Source organism: Kitasatospora sp. NPDC003701, from assembly GCF_053587085.1.
The window spans coordinates 15,366-33,435 of sequence record NZ_JBSFNM010000009.1; the positions used below are offsets into that span (position 1 = coordinate 15,366).

General features: G+C 74.6%; 18 protein-coding genes. 2 read left to right on the forward strand and 16 right to left on the reverse strand.

Annotation, left to right across the window (positions count from 1 at the left end):
* Positions 1-63 precede the first annotated feature (63 nt).
* The 16 genes from ACWDRR_RS11050 to ACWDRR_RS11125 form a co-directional block, all read right to left on the reverse strand.
* Positions 64-600 carry an amino-acid N-acetyltransferase gene (locus ACWDRR_RS11050; protein WP_329488351.1) on the reverse strand — a complete coding sequence of 179 codons (537 nt, stop codon included), beginning with the start codon at positions 598-600 and terminating at the stop codon, positions 64-66.
* Positions 601-609: 9 nt separating this feature from the next.
* Positions 610-1,047 (reverse strand): BlaI/MecI/CopY family transcriptional regulator, encoded by a 438-nt coding sequence (locus ACWDRR_RS11055; RefSeq protein ID WP_449771885.1) that lies wholly within the window; start codon positions 1,045-1,047, stop codon positions 610-612.
* A 117-nt stretch (positions 1,048-1,164) separates the two neighbouring features.
* Positions 1,165-1,287: a hypothetical protein gene (locus tag ACWDRR_RS11060; protein WP_329488349.1), complete on the reverse strand. Its 123-nt coding sequence runs from the start codon at positions 1,285-1,287 to the stop codon at positions 1,165-1,167.
* Positions 1,288-1,291: 4 nt separating this feature from the next.
* Positions 1,292-2,851: a bifunctional lysylphosphatidylglycerol synthetase/lysine--tRNA ligase LysX gene (gene lysX, locus ACWDRR_RS11065; protein WP_449771886.1), complete on the reverse strand. Its 1,560-nt coding sequence runs from the start codon at positions 2,849-2,851 to the stop codon at positions 1,292-1,294.
* A 121-nt stretch (positions 2,852-2,972) separates the two neighbouring features.
* Complete coding sequence (locus tag ACWDRR_RS11070) at positions 2,973-3,704, reverse strand: hypothetical protein (protein WP_449771887.1); 732 nt, start codon at positions 3,702-3,704, stop codon at positions 2,973-2,975.
* Between the two features lie 99 nt (positions 3,705-3,803).
* On the reverse strand, positions 3,804-5,039 hold the full coding sequence (locus ACWDRR_RS11075) for an ABC transporter permease (protein ID WP_449771888.1): 1,236 nt from the start codon (positions 5,037-5,039) through the stop codon (positions 3,804-3,806).
* The gene (locus ACWDRR_RS11080) at positions 5,036-5,731 is read right to left on the reverse strand and encodes an ABC transporter ATP-binding protein (RefSeq protein WP_449771889.1); all 696 of its coding nucleotides are present in this window, start codon (positions 5,729-5,731) and stop codon (positions 5,036-5,038) included. The genes ACWDRR_RS11075 and ACWDRR_RS11080 overlap by 4 nt, the downstream gene beginning before the upstream one ends.
* A complete protein-coding gene (locus ACWDRR_RS11085; RefSeq protein WP_449771890.1) occupies positions 5,728-7,374 on the reverse strand; it encodes a peptidoglycan-binding protein in 1,647 nt (548 codons plus the stop codon). The genes ACWDRR_RS11080 and ACWDRR_RS11085 overlap by 4 nt, the downstream gene beginning before the upstream one ends.
* A 326-nt stretch (positions 7,375-7,700) precedes the next feature.
* Positions 7,701-8,486, reverse strand: coding sequence for a type III pantothenate kinase (locus ACWDRR_RS11090; RefSeq protein ID WP_449771891.1), 786 nt, complete (start codon positions 8,484-8,486; stop codon positions 7,701-7,703).
* 35 nt (positions 8,487-8,521) lie between these two features.
* Positions 8,522-9,484 carry a carboxylating nicotinate-nucleotide diphosphorylase gene (gene nadC / locus ACWDRR_RS11095; RefSeq protein WP_449771892.1) on the reverse strand — a complete coding sequence of 321 codons (963 nt, stop codon included), beginning with the start codon at positions 9,482-9,484 and terminating at the stop codon, positions 8,522-8,524.
* A gap of 4 nt (positions 9,485-9,488) precedes the next feature.
* The gene (locus ACWDRR_RS11100; protein ID WP_449771893.1) at positions 9,489-11,162 is read right to left on the reverse strand and encodes an L-aspartate oxidase; all 1,674 of its coding nucleotides are present in this window, start codon (positions 11,160-11,162) and stop codon (positions 9,489-9,491) included.
* A 17-nt stretch (positions 11,163-11,179) separates the two neighbouring features.
* Positions 11,180-11,629, reverse strand: coding sequence for an aspartate 1-decarboxylase (gene panD / locus ACWDRR_RS11105; RefSeq protein WP_449772051.1), 450 nt, complete (start codon positions 11,627-11,629; stop codon positions 11,180-11,182).
* A gap of 118 nt (positions 11,630-11,747) precedes the next feature.
* Positions 11,748-12,653, reverse strand: a complete 906-nt coding sequence (gene panC, locus ACWDRR_RS11110; RefSeq protein WP_449771894.1) for a pantoate--beta-alanine ligase — start codon at positions 12,651-12,653, stop codon at positions 11,748-11,750.
* Complete coding sequence (locus ACWDRR_RS11115) at positions 12,653-13,600, reverse strand: Rossmann-like and DUF2520 domain-containing protein (RefSeq protein ID WP_449771895.1); 948 nt, start codon at positions 13,598-13,600, stop codon at positions 12,653-12,655. Before ACWDRR_RS11115 ends, panC begins: the two co-directional genes overlap by 1 nt.
* A 196-nt stretch (positions 13,601-13,796) precedes the next feature.
* Positions 13,797-14,486: a response regulator gene (locus ACWDRR_RS11120; protein WP_449771896.1), complete on the reverse strand. Its 690-nt coding sequence runs from the start codon at positions 14,484-14,486 to the stop codon at positions 13,797-13,799.
* A 31-nt stretch (positions 14,487-14,517) separates the two neighbouring features.
* Complete coding sequence (locus tag ACWDRR_RS11125) at positions 14,518-15,747, reverse strand: sensor histidine kinase (protein WP_449771897.1); 1,230 nt, start codon at positions 15,745-15,747, stop codon at positions 14,518-14,520.
* A gap of 128 nt (positions 15,748-15,875) precedes the next feature.
* Here ACWDRR_RS11125 and ACWDRR_RS11130 point away from each other — a divergent pair, with 128 nt between their 5' ends.
* Together ACWDRR_RS11130 and ACWDRR_RS11135 are read left to right on the forward strand one after the other, a co-directional pair.
* The gene (locus ACWDRR_RS11130; protein ID WP_449771898.1) at positions 15,876-16,895 is read left to right on the forward strand and encodes an SAM-dependent methyltransferase; all 1,020 of its coding nucleotides are present in this window, start codon (positions 15,876-15,878) and stop codon (positions 16,893-16,895) included.
* Positions 16,892-18,061 carry an NADH-quinone oxidoreductase subunit D gene (locus tag ACWDRR_RS11135; protein ID WP_449771899.1) on the forward strand — a complete coding sequence of 390 codons (1,170 nt, stop codon included), beginning with the start codon at positions 16,892-16,894 and terminating at the stop codon, positions 18,059-18,061. Before ACWDRR_RS11130 ends, ACWDRR_RS11135 begins: the two co-directional genes overlap by 4 nt.
* Positions 18,062-18,070 lie beyond the last annotated feature (9 nt).

Consider the following 18,070-nt stretch of genomic DNA (forward strand, 5'->3'; position numbering starts at 1 on the left):
GCCTAAGGAAAGGAAAGCGCCTTTCTCCGGAAAACACAAACCCCTGCCCGGGTCGGGAGCCGCTCACAGGTGCAGCAGCATGCGCGAGTTGCCCAGTGTGTTGGGCTTCACCCGCTCCAGGTCCAGGAACTCCGCGACACCTTCATCGTACGAGCGGAGAAGTTCTTCATAGACATCCGTAGCGATCGCCGCCGGGTCTGTCGTACCATCATCGGTTTCCTGGACCTCGCCGATCTCGACGAAACCGTGTTTCGCGAAGAAGGGCACCTCGAACGTCAAGCAGAAAATCCGACGGACGCCGAGCCAGCGCGCGGTCTGCAGCAGCTTCTCCAGCAGCAGGTGTCCGACGCCGTGGCCGCGGCAGGACGGGTCGACCGCGAGCGTGCGCACCTCGGCGAGGTCCTCCCACATGACGTGCAGCGCGCCGCAGGCCACCACCGCCCCGGTGTCGTCGCGTTCCGCGACCCAGAACTCCTGCACGGATTCGAACAGGGTGACGGTGGGCTTGTCGAGCAGAATGCCGTCGCGGGAGTAGGCGTCGATGAGCCCGCGCACTGCCCGCACGTCCGTGGTCCGCGCCCGGCGGATGGTGACCTCCATGGCGGGACGTTATCGTGCCGGCCCCGGCCGGGTCTCGTCGGTATCCGGCCCGCCCCCCTCGGAATCCGGCCCGGCCGGATCGGGCGGGAACAGAGCGGCCACCCGCAACGCGTCGCGCAGCGCCTCGCGTTGCTCGGGCGACATCAGGCCGAAGAAGTGCACCAGGGCGGCCGCGGGATTGTCGCCGGTGGCCCAGGCGTCGTTCATCAGAGCCGCCGTGTACGCCTCGCGGGACGAGACCGGTTCATATCGATAGGCCCGCCCGACGCGGTCCCGGCGCAGCCAGCCCTTTCTGTGGAGCTTGTCCAGGACGGTCATCACCGTGGTGTACGCGATTTCGCGTTCCGACCGCAGATCCAGGAGAACCTCGCGAACCGTGACCGGTCGGTTCCACTGCCACACCCGGGTCATGATGGCGTTCTCAAGTTCGCCGAGTTGCCGGACCATAGTGCGGCCAGGATAGGGAGTGAAAGGGGCAAATCTTGTGAAGTGCGGCAAACCGGCGCGCCGCCACCCCCGGAATCGGGAATGACGGCGCGCCGGTGCTCGGGGGCCGGGCCGGGGTCAGTCGACCGCGTCCTCCTTGGCCTTCTGGGCCCCGCCCTGGCTGCGGATGATGGCCCGCACCAGGAAGCCGAAGCCGATCGCCATGACCAGCGGCGGGACGATCGCGCTGACGTAGTCCATCAGGTCACTCCTCCTCGGTCTTGTCCGCCGCGGTGGCGGCGGACGCCTTGGGCTCCGGCTTCACGAGCGGGAAGAGCACGGTCTCCCGGATGTTCTTGCCGGTGAGCAGCATGATCAGGCGGTCCACCCCGAGGCCGAGGCCGCCGGTGGGCGGCATCGCGTACTCCAGGGCCCGCAGGAAGTCCTCGTCGACCTGCATCGCCTCGACGTCGCCGCCGGCCGCCAGCAGGGACTGCGCGGTCAGCCGGGCGCGCTGCTCGACCGGGTCGACCAGCTCGGAGTAGGCGGTGCCGATCTCGGTGCCGAAGATCACCAGGTCCCACTTCTCGGCCACGCCCGCGATCGAGCGGTGCTGGCGGGTCAGCGGGGAGACCTCGGTCGGGTAGTCCTTGATGAAGGTCGGCGCGACGGCGTTCTCCTCCAGCAGGCGCTCGACCATCTCCAGCACGATCTGGCCGTGGCCCCAGTCCTTCTCGAACGGGATGCCGTGCTCGGTGGCCAGCCTGCGCAGCTCCTCCACGCCGGTCTCCGGGGTGACCTCGGTGCCCAGGTGCTCCGAGATGCCCGGGTAGACGCCGATCTCGGCCCACGGCTCGGCCAGGTCGATCTCGTGCTCCACGCCGTGCGGGTCCAGGCCCCGGATCACCGTGGTGCCCAGCGCGTCCCGGGCGGCGTTGATGATCGTCGCCCGGATCAGCTCGGCCTGGGTGTCGTAGTCGCCGTAGGCCTCGTAGGACTCCAGCGAGGTGAACTCGGGGTTGTGGGTGGAGTCCGCGCCCTCGTTGCGGAAGTTGCGGTTGATCTCGAAGACCTTCTCCGCGCCGCCGACCACCAGCCGCTTGAGGTACAGCTCGGGGGCGATGCGCATGAACAGGTCGATGTCGTACGCGTTGATGTGGGTCTTGAACGGCCGCGCGTTGGCGCCGCCGTGCACCGGCTGCAGCATCGGGGTCTCGACTTCGATGTAGCCGCGCTCCTCGTAGGTGCGGCGGATCGAGCGGACCACCTTGCTGCGCAGGTGCAGGATCTCGCGGGCCTCGGGGTTGACGATCAGGTCCACGTACCGCTGGCGGACCCGGGCCTCCGGGTCGGTCAGGCCCTTGTGCTTGTCCGGCAGCGGGCGCAGGCACTTGGCGGTGAGCGCCCACGCGTCCACCATCACCGACAGCTCGCCGCGGCGGGAGGTGATCACCTCGCCCTCGACGCCGACCTGGTCGCCGAGGTCGATGTCGGCCTTCCAGGCCGCCAGCCGCTCCTCGCCCAGCTTGTCCAGGGAGAACATCACCTGGAGGTCGCCGCTGCCGTCGCGCAGGGTGGCGAAGCAGAGCTTGCCGCCGGTGCGGGAGAGGATCACCCGGCCGGTGATGCCGACCCGCTCGCCGGTCGCGGTGTCCGGTGCGAGGTCCGGGTGCTTGGCCCGGAGGTCGGCGATGGTGCTGGTCCGGGGGAAGCCGACCGGGTACGGGTCGACGCCGGCCGCCCGGAGCCGGTCCAGCTTCTCGCGCCGGACGCGCATCTGCTCGGGGAGGTCGTCGGTCGCGGGGATGGGGCTCTGATCGCTCACCCCACCAGGGTAGCCAGCCCCGGACCGCCGATCCGCCACGGGTTGGCCGTGCCGCGCGGGGCGGTGCCCGCGCGCCGGAGGGGGGACCGCCGAGGCGGTCCCCCCTCCGTGGGCGGGTCGGTCAGCCGGTGCCGGTGGCCAGTTCCAGCTCCTCGGGGGCGGTGGGCGGCGCGGGCCGGGCCGGGGGCTTGGGGCGGCGGCCGAAGAGCTCGGCGGGGGTCGGCATCCGGTGCGGGCGGGGCTGGGGCCGGGGGGCGTCGGGCTGCTCTGCGCCGGGCTCGGTGCTGCTCATCGGGATCCGTCCTCCAACAGGGGTGGGGAGACTGCTCGGGGGTGCGGCGGGGCTCGGTACGGCGACGAGGTGGCGCTGGCCGGTGGTGAGGGCGAGCCGCTCGCGGACGGCCGCCTCGGCCAGCGCGTGGCAGCGCCCGGCCAGTCGCGAGCGGCGGGACCGCTCGGTCTGGCCGCACGGTTGTCGGGTCAGCCCGCGCAGCGCGGTGAGGTCCTCGGGCCCGGGGAGGTAGCCGTCGGTCACCGCCTCCTCCAGGCGTTCCAGGTAGCCGGCGGCGCTGCCCGGCAGCGCCGCCCGGTAGCGGCCGAGGTCGGCGAGCAGGAAGGCGCGCAGCCGGCCGCCCTCCTGGACGGCTTCGTCGATCGCCTCGGTCAGGCGCAGGGCGTCCTGGACGTCCTCCGCCCACAGCTCGGCGCCCGCGCCGGCGAACGGCAGCCGGTCGGGGCCCTGGAGATGGAAGGGGACGGCGGGGTGCAGTGCTTGGGCGAGGGCGCGGCGCAGCACGCGGACTTCGTCGGCGCTGAAGGCCATGCCGCCGCGCGATCCGTGTGGCGTAGGCATGGGCTGACACTACGTGAGGAATATCCGATTTGTCGGTAACGTCGCGCCGATCCCCCACGTTTGGCCCGGTGAATGTCCTGTGGACGAAGGACCGCCCGCTCAGCGCCGCAGCGCCTCGGCCGGCTGGATGCGGGCCGCGCGCCACGCCGGGTAGGCGCCGGCCAGCAGACCGGTGACCAGCCCGACGGCCGGGGCGGCGGCCACCGTCACCGGGGCCACCACCGGGGTCCAGTCCCGGGCCAGCGCCACGCCGAGCACCGTCAGCACCCCCAGCGAGCTGCCGACCAGGCCGCCGAGCAGCCCCAGGGACGCCGACTCGCAGAGGAACTGGCCGGTGATGTGGCGGCCCCGGGCCCCCAGCGCCCGGCGCAGCCCGATCTCGCCGGTCCGCTCCAGCACCGCGACCAGGGTGGTGTTGGCGATCCCGACGGCCCCGATCACCAGGCAGATCCCGGCGAGCAGCAGGAAGAGCCGGTCGAGGTCGGAGGTGACGGCCGTGCGCAGGGTGCGCGGGTCCGGGGGCGGCAGCGCGGTGAAGTTCTCCGGGTGGGTCGGGTCCAGCGCGAGCGCGGCCTCGCCGGCGATCTGCCGGGCGGCGCCGATCCTGGTGGCGACGATCATCTTCGCCCGGTCCTGGGTGGGCCCGCCCCAGAGCCGGAGGGCGGTCCCGCGCGGCACCACGACGGAGAGCAGCAGGTCGGGCCCCCGCCGGACGTCGTCGACGATGCCGATGACGGTGAACGGCCGGCCGGCCAGGAAGACGGCGGGCTGGGTGTCGAGCGTGCCGATCCCGAGCCGGGCGGCGAGGGCGGAGCCGAGCACCGCCACCTGCCGGCCGGTGGTGTCGTGCCAGGTGTCGAAGGTCCGGCCCTGGAGCAGGTGCGGCTCGGCCGCCGTGAGCAGGCCGGCCGAGGCGGCGACCACCGGGACCTGCTCGCCGCCGGACGGGCGGCCCACCGGCGCGGCCCGGACCGATCCGGCGGGCAGCTGGACCGGCCAGTAGACGCCGGCCGCCTCGACCCCGTTCAACCGCCCGATCCGGGCGTCGGCGTCGGCGGGGAAGGAGAGCCCCGCGGGATCCGGGCGCGGCCCCCCGGTGTCCTCGACGCGCACCTCGGTCGCGGTCAGCACGCTGAAGCGGGAGTCGATCTGGGAGGAGGCGGTGGCGGTCAGCCCGAGGACGGCGACGAAGGCGCCGACCCCGAGGACGGTGCCGAGGCCGGTCAGCGCCGAGCGGGCGGGCCGCTGGAGCAGCCCGGCGAGGGCCTCGGCGAGCAGCTCCCGCAGCGGCAGCCGGGAGGGCTCGACGACGCGGGCGCGGGTGCGCGGCCTCATGGCGCGCCCACCTCCCGCAGCACCCCGTCGCGGATCGTCACCGTCCGCCGGCCGCGGGCGGCCACCTGCGGGTCGTGGGTGATCAGCAGGACGGTCAGGCCCTGCGCGTGCAGGTCGTCCAGCAGGGCGAGGACGGACTGCGCGGTGGCGGTGTCCAGATTGCCGGTCGGCTCGTCGCAGAGCAGCAGGGCGGGCCGCCCGACCAGTGCGCGGGCGATCGCGACCCGCTGCCGCTCGCCGCCGGAGAGCCGGGTGGCCACGGCGTCCGCCCGGTGGCCGAGGCCCACCCGGACCAGGGCCTCGTGGGCCCGCTCCCGCCGCTCGGCCGCCGCCCGGCGGCCCCGCGCGGCGGTGTACAGCAGGGCGAGCGCGACGTTCTCCGCCGCCGAGCGGTGCGCCAGCAGGTGGAAGGACTGGAAGACGAAGCCGATCCGGCGTCCGCGCAGCGCGGTGCGGTCGCCGTCGCGGAGCGGGCCGGTGTCGATGCCGTCCAGCAGGTAGCGGCCGGTGGTGGGGGTGTCCAGCAGGCCGGCGATGTTGAGGAAGGTGGACTTGCCGGAGCCGGACGGGCCGGTCACCGTGACGTACTCGCCCGGGGCGACGGCCAGGTCGCAGGGGGTCAGGGCGGTGACCGGGGGCGGCCCGGGGTACGTCAGGCCGACCCGGCGGAACTCGACGACGGGGGTGCTCACCGGGCGCCCGCCCGGGCCGCCGGGTCCTGCACCCCGACGATCACCTGGTCGCCGGGCCCGAGCGCGCCCCCGGTCAGCGGGCGCACCTCGGTGCTGCCGCCGCCGACCATGCCCGGGGCCACCTCGACCCGGCGGCGCTGCCCGTTCTCGTACACCGTCACCACCGTCCTGCCGTCCGCCGTGGCGGAGACGGCGGAGAGCGGGACGACCAGCACCGGGCCGGCCGAGGAGGCGGCCCGGACGGTGAGGCGGACGTCCTGGCCGGCCAGCCGCGGGTCGAGCGGGGCGTCCGGCTCGACCACCAGCGGGTAGCCGGTCCGGTCGGTGCCGGGCTGCTGGGCGCCGGCGGGCCCGGTGCCCGCGCCCGCCGGGGGCCCGCCGCCGGGGGTGTCGGCCACCGCGGTCACCTTGGCGGCCGCGGTGGTCCCGGTGACCTCGGAGAGGATCTCCACCGCCTGGCCCGGGCGGACCAGGCCCTTGTCGGCGACCGTCAGACTGCCCCTGACGACCAGCGCCCCGGCCGAGACGGTCAGCACCGTGCCGGTGACCTCACCGCCGACCCGGCCGGTGACGGTGTCCACCCGGGCCGGGAAGCCGGAGAGGAAGAGCAGCTCGCCGGCGGGGACCATCGGGCCGACGGCGGCCCGGACGTCGGCGGCCTTCCCGCGGAGCCTGGCGAGGTCCTCGCCGGCGCGGGTCACCTGTTTGCGGGCCGTCTCGACGGCGGTGCGGGCCGCGTCCACCGGGCTCTCGCCGGCCGGTGCGGCGGCGCTCGCGGCGGGCGGCACGGGCGGCACGGGCGGTGCCGGGGAGGCGGGCGGGGAGGCGCTCGCGGCGGCCCGGTCCTGGGCGGCTTGGGCGGCTTGGGCGGCCTGTTGGGCCTGTTGGGCGGCCACGGCGTCGTCGAGCCGCTTCTGCGCGGCCTTCAGCGCGTCCTTGCCGTCCGCCAGGGCCCGCTCGCCGCCGGTCACCGCGTCCTGGGCGGCCGACACCTGGGCGTCCCCGTCCGGCGAGGCCGGCAGCGGGTCGTAGCCGCGTGCGGCGTAGAAGGCCGTCACCGCCGCCCCGGTGGCCGCGCCGTAGCGCCCGGCGGGATCGCCCTGCGAGTCGAAACCGAGGGCCTTCAGGGCCTGTTGGAGCTGTTCGACGTCCTGCCCGGTGGCTCCCGGCCGGAGGTCCCGGTACACCGGGAGCTCGCCCCGGAGGGCGAACACCGGCCGCCCGGCCACCTCCAGCACCGACTGCCCGGCCGCGACCTGGTCGCCGGCCCGGACCGGCAGCTTGGTCACCACCGGTTTCGCCCCGGCCGGCCCACCGCTCCCGGCCGGTGCTACCTCGACCGTCTGGCCGGCGCCGACCTGGCCGCGGAGCACCACCGAGTCGGTCAGCACGCGCTGCTCCACGGCGGCCGTCAGGACGTCCGCCGGCGGTGGTCTGTGCTCCGCCGCGGCCTGCGCGGGCGACTTGACCACCAGTGAAGCGGCCAGCCCGGCGCCCGAGACGGCCGACGCCGTCACCACGACCGCCAGCAGCAGCCGTCTGCGGCGCCGCAGGCCGGGCCCGCCGGGGCCCGTCCGCGGCGGCTCGGATCCTGCGGCCGGGCGGTCGTCCTGCGCCGCCCCGGACCCCTCGACGTTCGACACGCCCCACCCTCGATCCGGCTTCCGGGCCGCCCGACCGAGTGGCCCCGTACGGTTCGCCCGCCCCGTACCCGACGGGGCGTCAGCGCCTGCGGCCGGATGGGCGGGCCCGTCGGGCGGGCGGGCAGGGCCGCGCCCGCACCCCCCGGTGCCCACCGGCCTCCCCGGCCGCGGGGCCGGCGCGCTGCCCGGTCCCGGGGCGTGAAACTAACACAGCGCGGGGGCGCGTCGGCCGGGATCGCGAGGAACCGTGGGGCGGGTGCCGGGGAGCGGGCGCGAATGTCCCGTTCGGGTGGGTTCGGGGCGGGCGGGTGCGGTGAAGTCCCGCCTCAGCTGGGCCGGTTGCGTTCGTACACCAGGCGCAGGCCGATCAGGGTCAGCCAGGGCTCGTGGACGTCGATGGTGCCGGCCTCGCCGAGGACGAGCGGGGCCAGCCCGCCGGTGGCGATGACCTGGACGTCGTCCGGGTCCTTGGAGAGCTCCTTGGCCATCCGGTCGACCAGGCCGTCGACCTGGCCGGCGAAGCCGTAGAGGATGCCGGACTGCATGCCCTCGACGGTGTTCTTGCCGATCACGTTGCGCGGGCGGGCCAGCTCGATCTTGCGCAGCTGGGCGCCGCGCGCGCCGAGCGCCTCCACCGAGATCTCGATGCCGGGGGCGATCGCGCCGCCGACGTAGTCGCCGCGGGCGTTGATCGCGTCGAAGGTGGTCGCGGTGCCGAAGTCGACCACGATGCACGGTCCGCCGTACAGGTGGTTGGCGGCCAGCGCGTTGACGATCCGGTCGGCGCCGACCTCCTTGGGGTGGTCCATCAGGACGTGCACGCCCGTCTTCACCCCCGGCTCCACGATCACCGCGGGGACGTCGCCGTAGTAGCGGCGCGTCACCTCGCGGAACTCGTGGAGCACGGAGGGGACGGACGAGCAGATCGCCAGGCCCTCCACCGCGGCCTCGTTGACCGCGGTGTGCGAGCCCATCAGGCCCTGCAGGAGCACCGCCAGCTCGTCGGCCGTGCGGCGCGGATCGGTGGAGATCCGCCAGTGCTCGACCACGTCCTCGCCGTCGAACAGGCCGAGCGTGGTCTGGGTGTTGCCGACGTCGATGGTGAGCAGCATGGGGTGCCTTCTGCGTGAGGGGTGATCAGAGGTGATCAGGCGCGCAGGTCGAGGCCGATGTCCAGGATCGGCGAGGAGTGCGTGAGCGCGCCCACGGCCAGGTAGTCGACCCCAGTCTGGGCGACCTCGCGCGCGCTGGCCAGGGTCAGTCCGCCGGACGCCTCCAGCCGGGCGCGGCCGGCCACCAGCTCGACGGCCTCCTTCAGCTGCGGCACGGTGAAGTTGTCCAGCAGGACGAGGTCGGCCCCGGCCTCCAGCACCGGCGGGATCTGCTCCAGGGTGTCGACCTCGATCTCGACCGGCAGGTCGGGGTAGGCGGCCCGGACGGCCCGGAACGCCTCGGCGACGCCGCCGGCCGCGATCACGTGGTTGTCCTTGACCAGGGCCGCGTCGGAGAGCGCCATCCGGTGGTTGGCGCCGCCGCCGCAGCGGACCGCGTACTTCTGCAGCGCCCGCAGGCCCGGGGTGGTCTTGCGGGTGTCGCGGACCACCGCGCCGGTGCCCTCCAGGGCGTCGGCCCAGGCGCGGGTCGCGGTGGCGATGCCGGAGAGGTGGCAGAGCAGGTTGAGCGCGCTGCGCTCGGCGGTCAGCAGGTCGCGGGTGCGGCTGCGGACGGAGAGCAGCACCTGGCCGGCCTCGACCCGGTCGCCGTCCTGGACGTGCCGCTCGACCTCGAACTCCTCCTCGCAGACCAGCGAGACGACCGCCTCGGCGATCCGCAGACCGGCCACCACGCCGGCCTCGCGGGCGGTGAAGTCGGCGGTGGCGACGGCGTCGGCGGGCACGGTGGCGACCGAGGTGACGTCCTCGCCGCCGGCCAGGTCCTCGGCCAGCGCCAGGGTGGCGATGTCCTCGACCTCGATCGGGTCGAGGCCGGCCTCCTCCAGCAGCTCGGCGAGCTGCGGGTCCAGGCCGGTCTCGTAGCCCTCGCCGTCGCCGCACGCGCAGCCGTCGCCGCAGCCTCCGGCCATCGGGAGTTCCTCGTGGGAGTGGGTCATGGTTCTACTGCTCCTCAGGGGTGCTGACAAGATCGCCGGAGGCGGTGAGGGTGGTGATCAGGTGGCGCTGCCAGTGGGCGTCGTCCCGCTCGGGGAAGTCCTCGCGCCAGTGGCAGCCGCGGGTCTCCGCACGCCGGTCGGCGGCCGTCACCAGGGCGGTGGCGACCAGCAGCAGGTTGGCGGCCTCCCAGGTCTCCACCCGGGGGTCGGCCGGCTTCTCCTCGGCGACGTGCGCGTAGGCCTGCTCGGCGAGCAGGGTGAGCCCGGCGGCCGTGCCGGCCATCGACGCGGCCGAGCGCAGCACGCCGGCCCCGCGCGACATCAGCCGCTGGATCTCGGCGCGCGCCTCGGGCGCGGGCAGCGGCACCGGGTGCGCGGCGCGCGCGGCGGCGACGTCCACCGAGCGCTCGGGCAGCTCGTCGGCGCGGTGCCGTGCGGTCAGGTCGGCGGCGATCCGCTCGGCGAAGACCAGGCCCTCCAGCAGCGAGTTGGAGGCCAGCCGGTTGGCGCCGTGCACCCCGGTGCAGGCCACCTCGCCGCAGGCGTACAGGCCGGGGACGGTGGTGCGGCCGTGCAGGTCGGTCCGGACGCCGCCGGAGGCGTAGTGCGCGGCCGGGGCGACCGGGATCGGCTCGGTGACCGGGTCGATGCCGTGCGACCGGCAGGACGCGAGGATGGTCGGGAACCGCTGCTCCCACATCTCGGCGCCGAAGTGCCGCCCGTCCAGGTACATGTGCTCGGCGCCCTGGAGCTGCATCTGCCGGGTGATGGCCTTGGCGACGATGTCGCGCGGGGCCAGCTCGGCCAGCTCGTGCTGCCCGAGCATGAAGCGGGTGCCCGCCGCGTCGACCAGGTACGCGCCCTCGCCGCGGACCGCCTCGGAGACCAGCGGCTGCTGGCCCTCGGCCTCCGGGCCGAGCCAGAGCACGGTCGGGTGGAACTGGACGAACTCCAGGTCGGTGACCTCGGCGCCGGCCCGCAGCGCGAGCGCCACGCCGTCGCCGGTGGAGACCGCCGGATTGGTGGTGGCGGAGAAGACCTGGCCCATGCCGCCGGTGGCGAGGACCACCGCGCGGGCCCGGATGGCGCCGACGCCGTCCCGCTGGCCCTCGCCCATCACGTGCAGGGTGAGGCCGGCGGCGTGCCCGTCGGCGTCGGTGAGCAGGTCAAGGACGAGGGCGTGCTCGATCAGCTCCAGGCCCGGGTCGGACCGGACGGCGGTGACCAGGGCGCGCGATATCTCGGCGCCGGTGGCGTCCCCGCCGGCGTGCGCGATCCGGCGGCGGTGGTGGCCGCCCTCGCGGGTCAGCAGGATCTCGCCGTCCGCGCCGCGGTCGAAGGCGGCGCCGGTGGCGATCAGGTGGCGGACGGCCTCCGGGCCCTCGGTGACGAGGGTGCGCACGGCCGCCTCGTCGCAGAGCCCGGCACCGGCCACCAGGGTGTCGTCCAGGTGCTGCTCGGGGGTGTCGCCCTCGCCCAGGGCGGCGGCGATGCCGCCCTGGGCCCAGCGGGTGGAGCCGTCGTCGAGCATCGCCTTGGTGACCACCACGGCCCGCAGGCCGGCCTTGCGGACGTTGAGGGCGACGGTGAGCCCGGCCACGCCGGAGCCGACCACGACGACGTCGGTGGTGGTCGTCCAGCCGGGGGCGGGGGCGGTGAGGCGGTGCGTGACGGACATGGCGTTCAGTGGCTCCTTCAGCGCGCGGCGGTCGGGGCCGCGCCGTTGCCGTCACGGTACGCCGCGTCGCCGCGGAGCAGGCCGGTGCCCTCCCCGGCCTCGGCGGGGTCGCCGCCCAGGCCGGTGATCCGGTTGTCGGCGTCCACGAAGACCACCTTCGGCAGGTAGCCCTTGGCCTCGGCGGTGTCCATCTGCCCGTAGGCGATGAGTATGACGAGGTCGCCGGGGTGGACCAGGCGGGCGGCGGCGCCGTTGATGCCGATCACGCCGGTGCCGCGCGGGCCGGCGATGGTGTACGTCTCCAGCCGGGCGCCGTTGTTGATGTCGACGATGTGGACCAGCTCGCCGGGGAGCAGGTCGGCGGCGTCGAGCAGGTCCTCGTCCACCGTGACGGAGCCGACGTAGTGCAGGTCGGCCTGGGTCACGGTGGCCCGGTGGATCTTGGACTTGAGCATGGTGCGGAGCAAGGGGGTCACGCCTCCTGTGAGTGCATGCCTGAAAGGGGGACTGCTACCGGTTGCCGAACGGTTCCGTGCTGGTCGTTCCTCTGCCTGGCGGCAGATTCCGTGCCGGTCGGTTCTCTGCCTAGCGGCAGATGAGGTGAACGTTGTCGATCAGGCGGGTGGAGCCCACCTTCGCGGCGACGGCCAGCACCGCCTCGCCCTGGAAGTCGTCCGCCGCCTCCGTGAAGTCGTGCGGGTCGATCAGGGCGAGGTAGTCGAGGGTGACACCTTCGGAGGTGTCCAGGGCGGCAGCGGCGGCCTCGCGCACGGCCTTCGGGCCCTGCGCGGCCACGTCGCGGCCGGCGAACAGCGCCCGGGACAGGGCGAGCGCGTGCTCGCGGTCCTCGGCGGAGAGGAAGCGGTTGCGGGAGGAGAGCGCCAGCCCGTCCTCCTCGCGGACGGTCGGCACGCCGATGATCTCGACGTCGAAGTCCAGGTCGGCCACCATCCGCTGGATGACCGCCAGCTGCTGGGCGTCCTTCTCGCCGAAGAAGGCGAAGTCCGGGTCGGTGATGTGCAGCAGCTTGGCCACCACGGTCAGCACCCCGTCGAAGTGGCCGGGCCGGGTGGTGCCCTCGAACCGCTCGCCCATCGGGCCGGCCGCCAGGCGCACCTGCGGCTCGCCGTTCGGGTAGACCTCCTCGACGGACGGCGCGAAGACGACGTCGGCGCCGTTCTGCTCGGCCAGCTGCACGTCCGCGTCCAGGTCGCGCGGGTAGCGCTCCAGGTCCTCGCCGGCGCCGAACTGCAGGGGGTTGACGAAGACGGTGACGGCGACCCGGCCGTCCCGGCCGACCTGCTTGCGGGCGGCCCGGATCAGCGCGGCGTGGCCCTCGTGCAGCGCGCCCATGGTCATCACGACCGCGTTGTCCACCGGCTGCTCGTCCGGCCAGAAGGCCGCCTCGAAGTCGGTGACGGTCCGGGTGACGACGGCCCGGTGGACCTTCGGGGCCTGCTTGGCCTTGCCGGGCTGCTTGCCGCGTGCCATCAGTGGTTCTCCTCGTTCAGTACGTCGAGCAGCGCCGCCGCCGACGCTTCGTCGATCGTTCCGCGGGCGAGCGCCCGCTGGGCGGTGGCGCGGGCCATCGCCCGGTAGGCGGCCGGGATGTCCGGGGACACCGTACTGAGCTGCGCCAGGTGGCGCCGAACGGTGCCCGCGTCGCCCCGCGCGACGGGGCCGGTGAGGGCCGCGTCGCCGGAGCGCAGGCTGTTGTCCAGGGCGGCCCCCAGCAGCGGGCCGAGCAGCCGGCCGGGCTCGGCGACGCCGGCCGTGCGCAGCAGCTCCAGCGCCTGGGAGACCAGGGTGACCAGGTGGTTGGCGCCGTGCGCGAGGGCCGTGTGGTAGAGCGGGCGGACGCCCTCCGGCACCCACTCGGGATCGCCGCCCATCTCCACCACCAGGGCCTCGGCGACCGGGCGCAGCTCGTCCGGGGCGGTGACCCCGAACGGGCAGCCGGCCAGCCGGGCGAGGTCCACCGAGGTGCCGGTGAAGGTCATCGCGGGGTGCAGCGCCAGCGGCAGCGCCCCGGCCCGGGTGGCGGGCTCCAGGACGGCGACGCCGTGCGCGCCGGAGGTGTGCACCACCAGCTGGCCTGGGCGCACCGAGCCGGTCGCGACGAGGCCGGCGACCAGGTCGGCCAGCGCGTCGTCGGGGACGGTGAGCAGCACCAGGTCGGCGGCGGCGAGCACCTGCGGCGGGGAGACGATCCGGACGCCCGGCAGCAGCTGCTCGGCGCGGCGGCGGGAGGCGGCGGACACCCCGGAGGCGGCGACCACCCGGTGTCCGGCGAGCTGAAGGGCGGCGCCCAGCGCCGGGCCGACCCGGCCGGTGCCGACCACGCCGACGGCGAGGCGGGCCGGGCGGTTGCCGGGGTCGGCCGGGTCGCCGAAGCCGTCGGCGAGCGGGGAGGGGTCGGCGTGGTCGGAGGTGCTCACGCGCCCACCTCCGCGCCGTTCCCGGGCCGGGGCCGGCGGCCCCGGCGCTCGGCGGGGGCAATCGCCATGGCGCACCTCTCGACGGTGAGCCCGGTTCGCTCGCTCACAGCTCGGCCCTGGTCCTCACTCTTACCGTTCCGGTCCTCGGCGGGTACCGGACGCACCGGCCCATTCTACGGCCGGCGCCGGCCGCGGCTTAATCCCCGGCGCCGGCCCGGATCAGGCCCGCCTCGTAGGCGAGGACGACGGCCTGGACCCGGTCGCGCAGGCCGAGCTTGGCCAGGATCCGGCCGACGTGGGTCTTCACGGTGGCCTCGGAGAGGACCAGCCGGGCGGCGATCTCGCCGTTCGACAGGCCCTGGGCGACCAGCAGGAACACCTCGCGCTCGCGCTCGGTGAGCGGGCCCAGGGTGTCCGGGCCGGGCGTGCTCGCCGCGGTGGGCAGCACCTCGGCGAACCGGTCGATCATGCGGCGGGTGGTGGTCGGCGCGACCACCGCGTCGCCGCCGTGCACCGCGCGGATCGCGGCCACCAGTTCGGTCGGCGGCACGTCCTTGAGCAGGAAGCCGCTGGCGCCGGCCTTGAGCGCGGCGAAGGCGTACTCGTCCAGGTCGAAGGTGGTGAGGATGAGGACGTGCGGGGCGTTCGGCACCGGCCTGCCGTCCTCGGCGAGGCAGATCCGACGGGTGGTCTGCACCCCGTCCAGGCGGGGCATCCGGACGTCCATCAGGATCACGTCCACCTGCGTGTGCCGCAGCCGCTCCAGGGCCTGCGCACCGTCGCCGGCCTCGGCGACGATCTCGATGTCGCCCTGGGACTGCAGGATCATCCGGAAGCCGGTGCGCAGCAGCTCCTGGTCGTCGACGAGCATCACGCGGATGGTCAAGGTGGCTCCTAGTTCGTGGGCGGCAACGTGGTCAGTGTGCTGCCTTGAGCGGCAGGACGGCGCGGATCCGGAAGCCGCCGCCGGGGCGCGGCCCGACGTCGAGGCTGCCGCTGACCATGCCGACCCGCTCGCGCATGCCGATCAGGCCGTGGCCCTGGCCGTCCGTCCCGCCGGAGGCCAGCTGCTCGTCGGTCGAGCCCCGGCCGTCGTCCTCGATCAGGACGGCCAGCTCGCGCTCGCCGAAGTCGACCGCGACCCGGGCGTGCACATCGGGGCCGCCGTGCTTGCGGACGTTGGTGAGCGCCTCCTGGACGATCCGGTAGACCGTCAGCTCGACGCCGCGCGGCAGCTCGCGCGGGTCGCCCGAGGTGGCGAAGTCCACCTGGAGGCCGGCGGTGCGGACCTGGTCCAGCAGCTCGGGCAGCTCCTCGACGCCGGGCTGCGGCACGTACTCCTCGGCGGTGTCGGCGGTGCGCAGCACGCCCAGCAGCCGGCGCATCTCGACGAGGGCCTGGCGCCCGGTGGAGGCGATCGTGCTCAGCGCCTCCTTGGCCTGCTGGGGCGAGTTGTCCAGCACGTAGGCGGCGCCGTCGGCCTGGACGATCATGACGGAGACGTTGTGCGCGACCACGTCGTGCAGCTCGCGGGCGATCCGGGCCCGCTCGGCGGCGACCGCCACCTTGGCCTGGGCGTCGCGCTCGCGCTCCAGCCGGGCGGCGCGGTCCTCCAGCTCGACCAGGTAGGCGCGGCGCACCCGGGTGAGCCGGCCCCACGCCCAGCAGAGGATGAAGGGGCTGGTCATCAGCCCCATGATCAGGAGCGTCTCGCCGACCCCGTAGGGGTGGAAGGTGGTCGTGCTGGTCTCCGGGTGGTACTGGCTCTTGAGCAGCCCCTGCTGCCAGAAGACCAGCGGCCCCGCGGCCAGGCCGCCGGCGAGCGCCAACCGGGAGATCCACGTGGAGCCGAAGGCGGCCCCGGTGTACGCGAAGACCAGGTAGGCGATGCTGGAGGCGCCCGGGTCGATGTCGAGCGCGACCTGGGCGAGTCCGACCGCGAGGGCGGCGGCCACCGTGAGGTCGGGCCGGCGCCGCCGGAAGACCATCAGCAGCGGCAGGACGACCGCGATCGCGAGCTGGACGCCCCCGTGCCACCCGACCTCGCCGGCGTCGTTGGGGAGCACCCCGAAGAACAGCACGATCGCCGCCCAGGCGGAGTCGACCACCATGGGGTGACGGCGGAGCCAGGCGTTGAGTCGTTGCACGTCTCAAGCCTAGGCAGTCGCGGAGCGTGGTCGGGTCCGCCGGGAGGGCGATCCGTCCTACTCCCTAGGTCGGAGAAGCCCCGGCTCCGGTTGGGAGGGGTGCCCCGCCCCGGGTAGCGTCCCGCCGCATGACTTGGATGCGGTGGCGGCCCGCCATGGAACAGGCCCTCTACGCCCCGGAGGGCGGCTTCTACCGCAGGCCGGAGGGGCCGGCCGGGCACTTCCGCACCTCGGTGCACGCCTCCCCGCTGTTCGCCCGCGCGGCCGCCCGGCTGCTGCTGGAGGTGGACGCGGCCCTCGGCCGTCCGGAGGAGCTGGCCTTCGTGGACGTCGGGGCGGGCCGCGGCGAGCTGCTGGCCGGCGTGCTGGCCGAGCTGCCGGACGCGGTGCGGGCCCGGCTGCGGCCGTACGGCGTGGAGATCGCGGCGGAGCGCCCGGCGGGACTGCCGTCCACAGCCCTGTGGACGGACGAGGTGCCGCGCGGCGTCAGCGGCCTGCTGTTCGCGAACGAGTGGCTCGACAACGTGCCGCTGGACTTCGGCGAGGTGGACGAGGAGGGGGTGCTGCGCTACGTCGAGGTGGACACCGCGACCGGCGACGAGCGCCTCGGCGGCGCGGTGGACGCGGCCGACGCCGCCTGGGCCGCCCGCTGGTGGCCGGCCGCGGCGCCGGGCGACCTGGTGGAGTTCGGCGCACCGCGCGACGCGCGCTGGGCCTCGGCCGTGGCGGGGCTGGAGCGCGGCCTCGCGGTCGCGGTGGACTACGGGCACACCGCCGGGCACCGCCCGCCCTTCACCACCCTGACCGGCTTCCGGGCCGGCCGCGAGGTGCGCCCGGTGCCGGACGGCTCCTGCGACCTCACCGCGCACGTGGCGCTGGACGCCGTGGCCGCGCCCGCCCTCCACAGCCTGTGGACAACCCAGCGGGAGGCGCTGCGGGCGCTCGGCGTGAGCGGCGCCCGCCCGCCGCTGGCGCTGGCCTCCACCGACCCGGCGGGTTACCTGCGGGCGCTCGGCGGCGCCGGGGAGGCCGCCGAGCTGACCGACCGGGCGGGCCTGGGCGCGTTCGGCTGGCTCGCGCAGGCCGTCCGCATGCCGGTACCGGAGACCCTCGCCGGCCTCGGGGGATGGCAGACTCTCGGGTCATGAGGGAGACCACGGTCGGCATCGGGGCGGGAGCCGAGAACTTCACCGGCGGGGCGGACAGCACCGACATGGTGCTCAACATCGGCCCGCAGCACCCGGCGACCCACGGCGTGCTGCGGCTGAAGCTGGTGCTGGACGGCGAGCGGATCGTCACCGCCGAGCCGGTGATCGGCTACATGCACCGCGGCGCGGAGAAGCTCTTCGAGGCCCGCGACTACCGGCAGATCATCATGCTGGCCAACCGGCACGACTGGCTCTCCGCGTTCGCCAACGAGCTGGGCGTGGTGCTCGGGGTCGAGCGGATGCTCGGCATGGAGGTGCCCGAGCGCGCGGTCTGGATCCGCACCATGCTCGCGGAGCTGAACCGCGTCCTCAACCACCTGATGTTCCTCGGCTCCTACCCGCTGGAGCTGGGCGGCATCACCCCGATCTTCCACGCCTTCTCCGGCCGCGAGGACCTCCAGCACGTGCTGGAGGAGGCCTCCGGCGGCCGGATGCACTACATGTTCAACCGGGTCGGCGGCCTCAAGGAGGACCTGCCGGCCGGCTGGCTCGGCCGGGTCCGGGCGGCGGTCGCCACCGTCCGCTCGCAGCTGCCGGTCTTCGAGGAGCTCGTCCTCGGCAACGAGATCTTCCGGGCCCGCACCGCCGGCGTCGGCATCCTCAGCAGGGCGCACGCCGAGGCGTACGGGGTCAGCGGCCCGATCGCGCGGGCCAGCGGGCTCGACTTCGACCTGCGCCGCGACGAGCCCTACCTGGCGTACGGCTCGGACGAGCTGCGCGAGGTGCTGACCGTGGTCACCCGCGAGGAGGGCGACTGCCTGGCCCGGTTCGAGTGCCTGCTGGAGCAGACGGTCAACTCGCTGGACCTCGCGGACGCCTGCCTGGACAAGCTGGCCACGCTGGCGCCCGGCCCGGTCAACCTGCGGCTGCCCAAGGTGCTCAAGGCCCCCGAGGGCAGCACCTACGCCTGGACGGAGAACCCGCTCGGCGTCAACGGCTACTACCTGGTCTCGCGCGGGGACAAGACGCCGTGGCGGCTGAAGCTGCGCTCGGCGTCCTTCAACAACATCCAGGCGCTCACCGAGCTGCTGCCCGGCACCCTGGTCGCCGACATGGTGGCCATCCTGGGCTCGATGTTCTTCGTCGTCGGCGACATCGACAAGTAGCGCGGGACA